This is a genomic window from Aliihoeflea sp. 40Bstr573 (genome assembly GCF_024105655.1).
Classification (GTDB): domain Bacteria; phylum Pseudomonadota; class Alphaproteobacteria; order Rhizobiales; family Rhizobiaceae; genus Aliihoeflea.
Genome location: NZ_JAAAMH010000007.1, coordinates 55,149 through 68,214, shown reverse-complemented (window position 1 = coordinate 68,214; position 13,066 = coordinate 55,149). Strand labels below are relative to the sequence as shown.

10 protein-coding genes and 1 pseudogene are annotated in these 13,066 nt (G+C 63.1%); 5 read left to right on the top strand and 6 right to left on the bottom strand.

Going from position 1 to position 13,066, the window contains the following annotated elements:
• The first annotated feature begins 205 nt into the window (after positions 1-205).
• The 3 genes from GTK01_RS10745 to GTK01_RS10735 all read left to right on the top strand — a co-directional run bounded on the left by GTK01_RS10745 (position 206) and on the right by GTK01_RS10735 (position 1,763).
• On the top strand, positions 206-451 hold the full coding sequence (locus GTK01_RS10745) for a hypothetical protein (RefSeq protein WP_252925883.1): 246 nt from the start codon (positions 206-208) through the stop codon (positions 449-451).
• Between the two features lie 306 nt (positions 452-757).
• Positions 758-1,135 (top strand): hypothetical protein, encoded by a 378-nt coding sequence (locus GTK01_RS10740; protein ID WP_252925882.1) that lies wholly within the window; start codon positions 758-760, stop codon positions 1,133-1,135.
• A gap of 154 nt (positions 1,136-1,289) precedes the next feature.
• Positions 1,290-1,763 (top strand): hypothetical protein, encoded by a 474-nt coding sequence (locus tag GTK01_RS10735; protein WP_252925881.1) that lies wholly within the window; start codon positions 1,290-1,292, stop codon positions 1,761-1,763.
• Positions 1,764-2,746: 983 nt separating this feature from the next.
• On the opposite strand, the gene GTK01_RS10730 is transcribed toward GTK01_RS10735, so the two are convergent.
• The 5 genes from GTK01_RS10730 to GTK01_RS10710 form a co-directional block, all read right to left on the bottom strand.
• Positions 2,747-4,033, bottom strand: a complete 1,287-nt coding sequence (locus tag GTK01_RS10730; protein ID WP_252925880.1) for an ArgE/DapE family deacylase — start codon at positions 4,031-4,033, stop codon at positions 2,747-2,749.
• Between the two features lie 13 nt (positions 4,034-4,046).
• The gene (locus GTK01_RS10725) at positions 4,047-5,660 is read right to left on the bottom strand and encodes an ABC transporter ATP-binding protein (protein WP_252925879.1); all 1,614 of its coding nucleotides are present in this window, start codon (positions 5,658-5,660) and stop codon (positions 4,047-4,049) included.
• A complete protein-coding gene (locus tag GTK01_RS10720; RefSeq protein WP_252925878.1) occupies positions 5,657-6,493 on the bottom strand; it encodes an ABC transporter permease in 837 nt (278 codons plus the stop codon). Before GTK01_RS10720 ends, GTK01_RS10725 begins: the two co-directional genes overlap by 4 nt.
• Positions 6,490-7,461 (bottom strand): ABC transporter permease, encoded by a 972-nt coding sequence (locus tag GTK01_RS10715; RefSeq protein ID WP_252926010.1) that lies wholly within the window; start codon positions 7,459-7,461, stop codon positions 6,490-6,492. The genes GTK01_RS10720 and GTK01_RS10715 overlap by 4 nt, the downstream gene beginning before the upstream one ends.
• Positions 7,462-7,544: 83 nt before the next feature.
• Complete coding sequence (locus GTK01_RS10710; RefSeq protein WP_371924328.1) at positions 7,545-9,095, bottom strand: ABC transporter substrate-binding protein; 1,551 nt, start codon at positions 9,093-9,095, stop codon at positions 7,545-7,547.
• Positions 9,096-9,260: 165 nt separating this feature from the next.
• Between GTK01_RS10710 and GTK01_RS10705 the strand changes: the two genes are divergently transcribed.
• Together GTK01_RS10705 and GTK01_RS10700 are read left to right on the top strand one after the other, a co-directional pair.
• Complete coding sequence (locus GTK01_RS10705) at positions 9,261-10,067, top strand: IclR family transcriptional regulator (protein WP_252925876.1); 807 nt, start codon at positions 9,261-9,263, stop codon at positions 10,065-10,067.
• Positions 10,068-10,085: 18 nt separating this feature from the next.
• Positions 10,086-11,663 carry an acetolactate synthase large subunit gene (locus tag GTK01_RS10700; RefSeq protein ID WP_252925875.1) on the top strand — a complete coding sequence of 526 codons (1,578 nt, stop codon included), beginning with the start codon at positions 10,086-10,088 and terminating at the stop codon, positions 11,661-11,663.
• Between the two features lie 257 nt (positions 11,664-11,920).
• On the opposite strand, the pseudogene GTK01_RS10695 reads toward GTK01_RS10700, so the two are convergent.
• Positions 11,921-12,690 (bottom strand): annotated as a pseudogene (locus GTK01_RS10695) (IS5 family transposase).
• Between the last annotated feature and the right edge of the window lie 376 nt (positions 12,691-13,066).

Sequence of the window (13,066 nt, the reverse complement as noted above, 5' to 3'; positions counted from 1 at the left end):
CTGCCCGGCAGCTGCTATCGGCACGCGAGCACGGTCTGACGAGGAGGTCGCCCGACGACGACGCAGTTGACCTTTCGTCATCGGGCAACATGGGAGAAAACCCTAGAACCCCGTTGACCGATGCGAAATTTGCGCGGCCTCATAAAGGAAGACGGATGCACGGAGCATTCGTCAGAGCATCATGCAGAGGTGGGCAGATATCCCAATGAGAGACGAAGCAATAGAGAAGACCAAGCCGAATCCAAGCGATGAACTCATCGACGAAGTTCTTCGCCGGCTCGACACACTATGGCTCGATGTGAGCATGCTAGAGGATGTATTTACGGATCACGCATTCCCCGAGAAAGTGATGTTTCGGGGCCAGTACCTGTACCTCGACGACATGCTGAAAATTTTCAAGGGAATGCGCGAGCAGACCCGCACGCTTCAGCAATACGGTAGCTGCAACTAGGATCAGTTGCACAAAACTTGAAACGATCCGGCGTCTTCATCGAAAGGTGACGCAGCGATCGACTTAAGGCCTCATCACGGGGGAGCTGCTCGAATTGGCTCCCCCCGGAGTCCGAACGTGTCGAACCTTCAGGCAAGTGTGCTCTTGGACAGAGCACATCAAGATGCCGATGCCGTCGCCAAGGTTGGTGATACCTCAGCTTGTCCTATGCGCTCGGATCGTGTTCGTCGACATGAGCGACCCTATCAGGTCGCTCGACATTGAGTGACGCCTTCAAGTCCTCAAGGGCCCATCAGGAAGCGAAACATGACGATGATCCGCATAAGCAATGGATTTCGAAAGGCGATTGTAAACCCCTTTGGCGATGTCGCGCAGTTCGTGCTGACAGCGGTCGAAGATACCGGCGCGGGTGCCAAGATCATGCTCGCGGAGGTCGATGGTCTCCAAGTCTGGGACAACCTGCCCGTACGTAGGCAAAACCAAGACCAAAATAAGCAATTGTTTCTCGATCAAAATCAGAGAGATTTCTTCGGTGTCCCGTTAACGAAGGCGTTCGAAGAGGCGGCGCGACAGCCAGAAACGATCACTGCTGTACGCGCTTTAGATGCGCTCGGCAGCTTTCCGTACCGGGAATTACGAACGGCGAGCGACTGTGTTGGTGAAAATGCTCGGCAATGCAATTGAATGGAGGAAAACGAACTTTTTCACATATTATGGAGATACTACTAAATATAAATTAAATAAAGTAGGTAATAACAGCTTGATTATACAATGATAGTAGATATAATATTGTAAAAAATCAATAATATATAAAGTGTTTCAGTAATTAAATATGTGCGTGAGCGTTTTTATCTCGCATATCGATCGATATAAAGGCAGTAAAATGAGCGACCAACAGGATCTATCTGCTCTGCGTAGAGAAGTGTACCTTCGTCTAGCGGGAGTACTCGGTACGATCGACGAACTCATAGATCAGCCGAACGTGGTGCTTGAGGGGGGATACACGCATCGTGCGGACAGACTACCGTGCGAGTGTTATGTCGTCGATGGCGAAGCGGCGTTTGCTGCAATGGTCACAAGGGTCAATGACACGGTCGGCGATCTCGTTCGTGCGCAAAACGAGTATGAGCGCGCCGGATTGGCGGATCGGACCCTTCTTTCCGACATCGGCTACGCGCTCAATCGAAGTCAGGCATTGATAGCTGACATCAAGGATGCGCGGCACGAATGGGACCTGACCTCGATGACGGTACTCGAAGAGAAGTACGAAGCGCAGGCAGAGACCGAGCGCTTGGTGAATTCGCAGTGGTGACATTCGCGCGTGCATCTGCATCGCGTTCTCGACCCGAAGCGCCGTCAGCAGCGTCAACTGTCACTTGGTGCCGCTATTTCCGCATGGCCTGTTCATCCATTGCTGCGTCTAGCATTCCGGAGGGCGTGAAACGTGTTGCCGCGAGGATTGCCAGCGTCTGACGTACCTCAGTCAAAGCTGATCGATAGAAAATCTTCGATGGGTCGCGTTTCTTGTACGTTCGGCATAGATCGAGGCGGGCGGACCGGTCGCCACTTGGCGGCCCAGTACCCGTGCCCGGGTAGGCGAGGCAAGGGGAATTTTCAGTCGGGCCGATGCTGATGGCGGCGCTGAAGGCGAATACCCCCGGAGTATGACGTAAGCGTCGCAGCGTTCCTGCCTGAGCTCGCGCGACCGGATTCGCATCAGCCGAGATCCACAAGAGCCCTGCCGAGAGCACGCAGAGACATGACCTTGACGCCTCCTTGAGAGGAAGCAATCGCCTCGCGGTGGCGCTGCTGGACGGTCCGTACTCCCTGCCGATGATGTAGCAACGGCCGCGTATAGTCCGTTTCCTCGTTGCATCAGTCGACAACGTGCGAATAGCAATTTGGCGGGGTTCATTGGTCGGTTCTTGGGCGTGGGAGCCATTTCCGCTGTACCGAGGCCGCTCGGAGGCGCGAAGCCTTGATGGGCCGCGTTGATCAACGTTGCCTGCGCCGAGCTTGCTTTTCGATACGATCGCGTCGAGCATCTCGATGCATTTCTCGAAGATGCGGTCTCGCGATGGCTCCGATGCCACGCGCGGCACTGTTGTCTGGCCGGCAAGGGCTTTACACAGCATCGCAAGTCGGGTGGATCGCGGACCGGCGTGCTGCTCAACCGGGAAGTCGGCCGGTACCGCATTGTTTTCCTTCTCTGAAGGCAGCGGCGGCCCTGACATCTGCGGGTCACCTCGACCGACGTGGCGAGCGGTTTTGCCATGGCGCTCATCGATACCAAAGCTAATTCAACTTCTCAACGCCGCACCATTCGGCGACGAAAAGGGCCATGGCCGTGGTGATGCGCTTTAGCGAAGCCAGGCTAACGCGCTCGTCAAAGCCGTGGATGTTTTCCGAAATCGGACCGTAGCAGAGGGCCGGAATGCGGTCGTAGAGCGCATAGACGCGGGTATCGAGATAGCCGGGCGTCATGAAGGTCTTCAACGGCGCGCCGGTCGCGGCCTCGTGTGCGCGGCCGAGAACCGCCTCTGCCTCCGAGCCCGGCTCGAGCACGTAGCCTTCCGAGTAAAAGCCATTGAAGGTGACCTGCGGCGGGTTGTTGGCGAGGAAGCTGTCGGCGCGCGCGGCTGCCTGTAGATGATCCTCGATTTCCTTCGCCGCCTCCTCGGCGGTGGTGCCGGGATAGAGCGAGATGCGGCAGTCGATGCGGCACCAGGCCGGGACGGACGACGCCCAGTCGCCGCCCTCGATCTTCCCGATGTTGAGGTTGATCGGATGTGCCTCGTCCTTGAAATGCTCGTGGTCACCCTTGCGCGCGTTCAACTTCGCTTCGAGTTCGCGCAGCGACGCGATCACCCGGTAGGCCGCGTCGATGGCGTTCGAGCCGGATGCCATCTCGCGCACGTGGACGGGAAGCCCGCGCAGTTCGACCTGGAACCACAAGACGCCGGTATTGGCGCGCACCAGCATCTCTTCTTCTGGCTCGGGGATCAGTACGGCGTCGGCCCTATAGCCGCGCAGGTGCGTCATCAACGCGCCATTGCCGGTCGATTCCTCTTCGACCACTGACTGGACGTAGACGGTTGCCGCCGGCTGGAGACCGATGTTGCGCAGCGCGTCGAGCGCCGCGATGTTGGCGATGTGGCCGGCCTTCATGTCCGCGCCGCCGCGGCCGTAGAGCCAGTCGCCCTCGATCACCGGCTCGAAGGCCGGGCGCGTCCACATCTTCGCGGGGCCGGGCGGCACCACGTCGACATGCGCCTGCAGGATCAGCGAGCGGCCCTTTTCCTCGCGCGGCCGGTGAATGCCGACGACGATCGGCGCTTTGGAATGCTCGGGCGTGAACGGCGCGCCGCCCGGATGGCGCGAAATCGCGTCTTCGTCCATCTCGAAGCGCTCCATCGCGTAACCGCGGTCGCGCAACAGCCGGAACACATGGTCCTGGATCGCGTGTTCCTCGCCGCGTAGCGAGGGGAAGCGGATCATCTCCTGCGTCAAGCCGATCTGGTCGTCGAACCCGGCCTCCACGGCGGCAATGATCCTGTCGCGCAGGTCGGATGCGAGGGGCATGGATGGTCTCCGTTCAGTTGGCGTGGGCGAAGGCGTCGCGGCCGGGCACGGCTGCGAGCAGCTTGCGTGTATAGTCGTGGGACGGGTTGGCAAAGAGTTTGGCCGTGGCCGCAAGTTCGACGATGCGACCGCGCTGCATGACCGCGATCCGGTCGCAGATCTGGGCTGCGACACGCAGATCGTGTGTGACGAAGAGGATGGCCACGCCGAGGCGGTTCTGGATGTCGCGGATCAGGTCGAGGATCTGCGCCTGCACCGAGACGTCGAGGGCCGACACCGCCTCGTCGGCGATCAGCACCTTTGGGTCGAGCGCGAGTGCGCGTGCGATGCCGATGCGCTGGCGCTGCCCGCCGGAAAATTCATGCGGGTAGCGATCGACGGCGCCGGGCGTCAGGCCGACGAGATCGAGCAGTTCGCGCGCGCGCGCCATCGCCGCCTTCTTGTCGACGCCCTGTGCGACCGGGCCTTCGGCGATGATCCGCCCGACCGACCGGCGTGGGTTCAGGGAGGCGTAGGGGTCCTGGAAGATCATCTGAATGCGCGAGCGGTGGGGTCGCAGCGCGCGCTGCGTCATGCCCTGAATTTCGATTGTCTCCAGCAGGATCGTGCCGTTGTCTGGCTCGATCAGTCGCAGGCAGCAGCGGCCGACGGTCGACTTGCCGGACCCGGATTCGCCGACGAGCCCGAGCGTTTCTCCCGGCCTGATTTCAAAGGCGACATCATCGACCGCCTTGACCTCGCGCCCTTTGGTGAAAAAGCCGCCGCTCCTGTACGTCTTCGCCAGTCCCGCGACCGTCAGGGCGGCAGGTGCGGTCTCGACGACGCGCGGCGGCGGCGGCGTGATCGACGGCACCGCTTCGATCAGCTTGCGCGTATAGTCGTCGGAGGGTGCGCGCAGAACTTCGGCCGTCTTTCCCGTCTCGCAGATTTCGCCGTTCTGGAGGACGACGATGCGGTCGGCGATCTCGGCAACGACGCCGAAATCATGGGTGATGAAGAGCACGGCCGTGCCGTGGTCGCTGCGCAGGCGGTCGACCAGGTTGAGGATCTGGGCCTGCGTGGTGACGTCGAGCGCGGTCGTCGGCTCGTCGGCGATGAGGAGCTTGGGCTCGAGCGCGAGCGCCATGGCGATCATCACGCGCTGGCGCTGGCCGCCGGAAAGCTGGTGCGGATAGACGCGCACGATGCGCGCCGGATCGGGCAGCCCGACCTCTTCGATGAGGTCGAGCGCGCGCTTCTGGCGCGCCGCCGCATCGAGCGCGCCATGCGCCTCGAACATCTCGCGGATTTGGTCGCCGATACGCATCAGCGGGTTGAGCGAGGTCATCGGCTCCTGGAAGATCATGCCGATCTCGCGCCCGCGCACCCGACGCATCTCGCGGTCGCCGAGCGTCAAAAGCTCGCGTCCAGCGAGCTTGATGCTGCCGCCCGCCACGTTCACCGCGGGTGGCAAGAGGCCCATCACCGCATGGGCCATCATCGATTTGCCCGAGCCCGATTCGCCGACGACGCACAGCGTTTCGCCGGCGGCGATATCGAACGAGGCGTTCTTCAATGCGAAGGGGCGGTCGGCGACGCTCGGCAGGGAGAGCGAAAGCCGTTCGACCTTGAGGATCGGTTCGCTCATTTGCGGAGCTCCTTGCGCAGGCGCGGATTGAGGGCGTCGTTGATCCCTTCGCCGACGAGGTTGAGCGCCAGCACGGTGAGGAAGATCGCAAGGCCCGGAAAGAAGCTGATCCACCACGCGTCGATGATGCGCGAGCGGCCGGCACCGACCATATAGCCCCAGGTCATAAGGTTCGGATCGCCGAGCCCAAGGAAGGAGAGGGAGGATTCGAGCAGGATCGCGGTCGCGATCATCAGCGACGCCATGACGATGATGGGCGCGAGCGTGTTCGGCAGGATCTGCGTGAAGATGATGCGCGGCGTCGACTGGCCGACGGTGATCGCCGCCTGGACGTATTCGCGGGTTCTCAGCGACAACACCTCGCCGCGAATGAGCCGCGTGACGGGCGGCCAGGAAACGATGGCGATGGCGAGCACGATCGAGGGCAGGGACGGCTGCAGGATCGCCACCAGCACGATCGCGAGCGCGAAGCTCGGGATGGTCTGGAAGAATTCGGTGAAACGCATGACCGCATCGTCGATCATCCCGCCGAAATAGCCGGCGACCGCGCCGAGCGGCACGCCGATCAAAAGCGCGGCGACGGTCGAGACGATGCCGATCAGGAGCGACACCCGCGCGCCGTGAACGATGCCAGCCGCGACGTCTCGGCCGAGTGTGTCCGTGCCGAGCAGGAAGTCGCCGTCGAGCGGCGCACCCATCGGCCGGCCGACCATGCGCCATGGCGATTGCGGGTAGAGCATCGGCGCGAGTACCACGATGGCGACGAGCACGACGAGGAGCGCCAAACCGATCAGGGCGCCCCGATTGGCGGCAAAGCGGGAGAACGCGTTCATGTCGAAGCCTCGATGCGGGGGTCGACCAGGCGATAGATGATGTCGGTGATGAGATTGAAGACGACCACCATTGCCGACGAGACGAAGAAGACGCCGAGCAGGACCGAATAGTCGCGTTGGGCGAGTGCCTCGAACATCAGTCGGCCGATGCCCGGCCAGGCGAAGACCGTCTCCGTCAGGATCGCCCCGCCGACGAGTTGCCCCGCCTGCAGCCCGGCGAGCGTGACGACCGGCAGGATGGCGTTGCGCGCGACGTGGCGGCGCGTGATGACCGAAGGCGACAGGCCCTTGGCATAAGCGGTCTTGACGAAGTCGGCGCCGGCCACCTCCAGCATGGAGGCGCGCATCATGCGGGCGTAGATGGCGGTGAAGAAGAGGCCGAGCGTCAGCGCAGGCATGACGAGGTGGCGGCCGATGTCGAGTGCGCGTTCAAGTCCGGTATAGCCGCCTCCGATGGTTTCGAAGCCGACATTGGGCAGCCAGCCCAGCTTCAGCGAGAAGACGATCTGGCTCATTAGCGCGATCCAGAACAGCGGCGTCGCATAGAAGACGAGCGCCAGCGTTGTGATCGCGCTGTCGGACCAATTGCCGACGCGCCTTGCCGCAAGCGCGCCGAGAACGACGCCGAGCGCGAGCGAGATGAAGAAGGCTGCCCCAGTCAGGAGAAGCGTGGCAGGCAGGCGGTCGAGGATCAGGTCGAGCACCGGCTGCTGCTGTCGATAGCTGAAGCCGAGATCGAGCGTGGCGTAGTTGGAGAGATAGGTCCACAACTGTTCGTAGAGCGGGCGGTCGAGACCGAATTGCTGGCGGAGCTGTTCGAGGAACACTTCATCGCCCGCACCAGCTTCTCCGGCCATCACCTGGGCCGGATCCCCAGGGGCAGCGCGCACAAGGAAGAAGTTCAGGACTGCGATCGCAAAGAGCACGATCACGCCCTTGCCGAGCCGCATCGCGACGAAGCGCATCAAATCCATTTCAAGCCATTCCTCTCATCCGCCGCGATTGCCATCCGACCCTTGTCGGAGCCGGGTGGCGATGATCGGAAGGACGCCTATTCCTTCCAGGCGTCGCGGAACCCGTCATTGACGCCGATCGCGGTCGTCACGAGGTTCTTGATGTTGCAGCGGTGGATCGTCGGGTAGTCGAGTTCGAGCAGCCACAGCACCGGCAGGTCTTCGGCGAGAAGCGCCTGGAGCTGCGAGTAGAGTTCCTGTCGTTCTTCGTCGCTCGGCGTGCTGGCCGCCGCCGCGAACAGCTTGTCCGCCTCCTCGTTCGAATAGCCGCCGACATTGGCGAAGGGGCTGCCCTTGATGATGTTCGACGAGATGTAGCTGCGGGCGACGCCGATGGCGGGGTCGCCGAGCTGGTAGAGGAAGTTGAACGTCATGTCGAAGTTCCACTCGCTGGTGCGCTGGGTCCAGCCGGGAACGTCGGTGGTGACGATCTGCAGGTCGACGCCGACATCGGCGAAGTTCTGGCGGATCGCCTCGGCCCAGCGCGTCCAGGTCTCGCCATAGGGCAAGGCGAGGAACTCGATCGGCTCGCCGTCATAGCCCGAAGCCTCGATCAGCTCGCGCGCCTTTTCCGGGTCGTATTCATAGGTCGGCACGTCGGCGTCGTAGAAGCGCGTCTTCGACGAGATCGGGCCGGTCGGCAGTTCGCCGAAGCCGTTCCAGACCACGTCGCGGCCGAACTCGCGGTCGATCGCATGCATCAGTCCCTGCCGGAACTGCTGGTTGCCCAGGATGCCGTTGCGGTGGTTGATCGTGATCCACGCATGCGGGGCGAACATCTCCCAGCCCTTGCTGGTCACGCAGGAGTTGTCGAGCTCCGAAAGCCGGGGCACGTCGAAGATGTCGACGGCACCGCCGGTCAGCACGTCGACCTCGCCGGTCTCATAGGCCACCGCGCGCGCGGCGGCATCAGGAATGAAGCGCCAGTAGATCTCGTCGAGATAGGGCCGGCCATCCATCCAGTAGTCCTCGTTCTTGACGAGATGGACGTAGGACCCCCGGTTCCACTCCTCGAACTTGAACGGACCAGTGCCGATCGGCGTGTTGTTCATTGGGTTGGAGGCGTAGTCCGTACCCTCGTAGATGTGCTCGGGTACGATCGGCGCGGACGCCGTCTCCATCGCCAGCAGCAGCGGACCGAACGGCTGCTTCAGCGTTAGGCGCACGGTGTTGTCATCGACCTTCTCGATGGTCTCGACCTGGTTGTTGACGATCGGCCGCCAGCGCGGATGAACCTCGCGCAGGAAGACGTCGAGCGAGAAGACGACGTCGTCGGCCGAGAAAGGCTCGCCGTCGTGCCAGGTCACGCCTTCCTGCAGCTTGAAGGTGTAGACCTTGCCGTCTTCCGAGATTTCCCAGCTCTGGGCGAGGGACGGCTGCGGCTCCAGCGCTTCGTTGAAGCGCAGCAGGGATTCGTAGATGTTGCCCGCGATCATGTTCGTCGGGCCGTTCTGGTTGAGCGCCTGCATCAGCATCGGCGGCTCTGGCGTGACGACGACGCTGACGCTGCCGCCCTCGACCTGCGCATGTACTGCCGAGGTCACGGCAAAGACGAGCGCGGCTACGCCGGCTGCAAGGTAAGTACGCATTCTCATCGGACTCTCCATCGGACTTGATCGCGATTGTTCCCAGTCGGCCGGTCGCCGTTTTCCGGTCTTGTCAGCCTGACGTTGGGGAGTAGACCAACGCTGGACAGGGGTGTCAATAGATGATATCTAGTGTCATCTAGTGACATTTCGACTTCGCGAACGCCCATGACTGACCGCGCCGGCAACGAAATCATGGTGACAGGACCGGCCGCAAAGCCGGGAGTTCCGGTCGTGCGCGCGCTGGAGCGCGGCATCGCGCTAATGCGGGCGTTCTCCGCCGCGCAGCCGAGGCAGACCCTGACCGAACTTGCCCGTGCCGCCGAGCTCGACAAGGGCACGACGCGTCGTCTCCTGCACACGCTCCAGGTCACCGGTATTGTCGAGCACGATACCCGCAGCGGGCTTTACGCGCTGACGGTCGGCCTGCTCGAGATCGCGTCGGCAGTCGATACCGGCCGCGAGCTGCGCGAGGTCGCGGCGCCCTATCTGGGGGATCTCGCCGACCGGATCGGTGCGACATCCTTCCTGTGGATACCCCATGAGGGCATGGGGCTCTGCGTCGAGCGGGTGCGCGCGGCGATCCCCAATGTCGATGCGCCCTGGTTTACGGTCGGCACGCGCACCGCGCTGAACTGCGGCGGCGGTCCGCGCGTGCTCCTCGCCTACATGTCGCCGGAAGACCGGGAACACGCGCTCGCCCAGCCGCTGCCCAAGCGGACGCCGGTGAGCGTTACCGATCCCGAGGAATTGCGCGTGGTCGCGCAGCGCGTGCGCGAACAGGGCTATGAATTCGCCGTCGACGATTTTGTGCTCGGCCTCGCCGGGCTCGGCGTACCGATCTTCGGCCATGACGGCCGGTTTGTCGGCTCGCTCTCCATTTCCGGCCTGACCGAGCCGATCAGGGCGCAACTCGACCGCAACGTCGCGCTCCTGCGCGAAGCGGCACGGACCATTGGCCGCAAGATCATCTGAATGAGGGAGGCTCCGCCCATGGACACCAGGACGAACCAGCTCAACGGCGCCGAAAGCCTCGTCGAAACCCTGCTCGATGCGGGCGTCGACACCTGCTTCGCCAATCCCGGCACGTCGGAAATGCACCTCGTCGGCGCGCTCGACCGCTACAGCCGGATGCGTTGCGTGCTCGGGCTCTTCGAAGGCGTCGTGACGGGCGCGGCCGACGGTTATGCGCGCATGGCCGAACGTCCGGCGGCGTCGCTCCTCCATCTCGGGCCGGGCCTCGCCAATGGCATCGCGAACCTTCACAATGCCCGCAAAGCTGGCACGCCGATGCTCTCCATCGTCGGCGACCATGCCACCTACCATCGCCAGTACGACGCACCCCTGTCAAGCGACATTGAAGGCTTGGCGCGGCCCGTCTCGCACTGGGTGCACACGAGCATGACGGCGTCCGAGCTTGGCAGCGACGTCGCCGCAGCCATCGAGGCATCGGGCGAGGGTGGCGGCAAGGTCGCGACCCTGATCGTGCCGGCGGACGTCGCCTGGAATTCCGGCGGCCAGCCGGTGACAAGCGCTTGCCGATCCGCGCCGGCGATCCGCATCGATGAGGTCGTGGTTGCCGAGGCGGCCGCCATGCTCCGCAACGAAGGTGCGGCGCTCTTCATAGGCAGTCCGGGCCTGCGCGACCCGGCCCTTTCGGTCGCAGGCCGCATCGCGGAAGCCACCGGCTGCCGCCTCATCGGCCCGACGAGCGCCGCCCGGACCCGCCGCGGAGCAGGAACGGTGGCGGTCGAGCGCGTGCCCTATGTCGTCGACCAGGCGCTGAAGATGCTGTCAGGCGTTCGCCACGCGGTCTTCTGCGGCCTGTCTGAGCCGGCCGCCTTCTTCGCCTATCCCGGCAAGCCGAGCCTCGTCCTGCCGCCGGAGGCTCAAATATTGTCGGTCACGACCCGAGCTAATGAAGTCGCGACATTCCTCGATGCGCTCGCAGACCACCTCGGAGCGTCGAAACCGGCCTCGGCCCATCGCCTGCTTGGGCGCGGCGAGCGCCAGCCAGGGCGGGGCGGCATGACCCTCGAAGGCCTCGGCGCGTCCATCGCCGCACTCCTCCCCGACGACGCGATTCTCGTCGACGAGTCGATCAGCGCCAGCTTCAAGCTGCTGCCGGCCCTGCGGCATACCGCGCCACACGACCATCTCCAGTTGACGGGCGGCGCGATAGGCATCGGATTGCCGCTGGCGACGGGAGCCGCGATAGCGGCACCGCACCGCAAGACCGTCTGCCTACAGGCGGACGGCAGCGCGATGTACACGTTGCAGGCGCTGTGGACGCAGGCGCGCGAGCGTGCGAACGTGGTGACCGTGCTTCTGGCAAACGGCACCTATGCGACGCTGCACCATGAATTCGCCAATGTGGGATTCGGCGTGCCTGGCCCGAACGCCACTGCCATGATCGACCTCGACAAGCCCGATCTCGATTGGGTTCAGCTTGCCGAAGGCATGGGTGTGGCAGCCAAGAAAGCCGACGACCTAGATACGTTCAACATGGCATTCCAGGCAGCACTCGATGAGGACGGCCCGTCTCTAATCGTCGTGAAATACGCCAGCTAGTTCAAACGACTTTGTGTACTCGACGGAAGAGGACGTGATGCCTCGTGCCGGAACGAGGCGGTAACACCGCTGAAGCGTCCGGCCTCTGCTGTGGCGCCTTGGATTGCCTGCGCGTGCGAATCTGCCAAAATCAGCAAGACTTCTGGGTTCGCCGGCGCAGCGTAGCTAAAGTCGGGATACGCGCTGAACCGGTTGGGGACATAAGCTTGCGGGAGCCGTGGCATCGAGTGCCTCCTAAGTGTCCGTGCCGAAACTGCTCATGAGTGGCGCGCGATGCGTCTGACGAGGATCATAACGGCTGCGGCGTAGAGGAATGCGGTGGCAGATTCGATGGTGGCCTCCGCGTCCTTCCAGAGCCTTCGGTTGCGGCTGATCCATGCGAAGAAGCGTTCGACCACCGAACGCCTCGGCTGTACGACAAAGCCGACCTGATCAGGCTTCCGCTGGACGATCTCGACGGCGATGGAGGTGACTTCCGCGCGGTCCCTGATAGCCTGCGTCTGCGAAGACCTTGCGGAGGAAGGGAAACGGTCGCCGCGAGGCCTGCAGCACCGGACCCGCGCCGTCACGATCCTGTATGTTGGCAGGGTGCGGGAACAGCACCAACGCCCGACCGTCGGTGTCGACCAACGCGTGACGCTTGCGGCCTTTGATCTTCTTGCCGGCGTCATAGCCGCACGGCCCGCCGCTCTCGCAGGTCTTAACACTCTGGCTGATGATCGTCGCCGTGGGCGAGGCCTCCCGACCGCAGCGCTCGCGATCCAGCGTCAGCAGTCTGTGGTTGATCTTCTCGAACCGACACTCGTCGCGGAAGCGGCAGAACCACCGGAACACCGTACTTCTGGGCGGGAAGTCGGAAGGCAGCAACCGCCAGCCGATACCGCCGCGCATGACGTAGAAGATCACCTTTATGATCTCGCGCAGCGTCCATCTGCGCGGCCGCCCCGTTCGCGCCACCACCGGCATCATCGGCGCCATCAAATTCCACTCCCGATCCGTCAGATCAGTTTCGTAGCGCAGGCTTCACGTTATGCTGGCGACGGGTAGCTGGCGTTCACATCAGGTCTCTCCGAATAGCCTTCGACACCCAATTCGGTATCACGAACGCGCCAGCTACTCGACCCTTTCGAGGCGGGCTCTGAAGGATTCACTTGCCGCGACACGCCGCGAACGTCCGGGATGACTTCTTTCGTCAGGCGTCTTGACGTCCAGCCAAGGGCGCTTCAGGGGGTACGGATCCACGTCCTCGCCAGAGGGAGCAGGCGGGTCCCCTGAAGGATTCGCTGACAGCGGTGCCGGCCGGCCCGATCGCCAGGTCCCACCTCTTCCAGGCGTCCGGGAATGGAGCGTTGCCGGTCAGGTGCAGTGTCAGAACGTTGTAAATACGAGACGGGGACGATGCC

Coding starts and splice junctions, on each gene's coding strand:
- GTK01_RS10740 (WP_252925882.1), top strand. CDS start 758: ATGACGATGATCCGCATAAGCAATGGATTTCGAAAGGCGATTGTAAAC.
- GTK01_RS10745 (WP_252925883.1), top strand. CDS start 206: ATGAGAGACGAAGCAATAGAGAAGACCAAGCCGAATCCAAGCGATGAA.
- GTK01_RS10710 (WP_371924328.1), bottom strand. CDS start 9,095: ATGCGTACTTACCTTGCAGCCGGCGTAGCCGCGCTCGTCTTTGCCGTG.
- GTK01_RS10730 (WP_252925880.1), bottom strand. CDS start 4,033: ATGCCCCTCGCATCCGACCTGCGCGACAGGATCATTGCCGCCGTGGAG.
- GTK01_RS10700 (WP_252925875.1), top strand. CDS start 10,086: ATGGACACCAGGACGAACCAGCTCAACGGCGCCGAAAGCCTCGTCGAA.
- GTK01_RS10705 (WP_252925876.1), top strand. CDS start 9,261: ATGACTGACCGCGCCGGCAACGAAATCATGGTGACAGGACCGGCCGCA.
- GTK01_RS10720 (WP_252925878.1), bottom strand. CDS start 6,493: ATGAACGCGTTCTCCCGCTTTGCCGCCAATCGGGGCGCCCTGATCGGT.
- GTK01_RS10725 (WP_252925879.1), bottom strand. CDS start 5,660: ATGAGCGAACCGATCCTCAAGGTCGAACGGCTTTCGCTCTCCCTGCCG.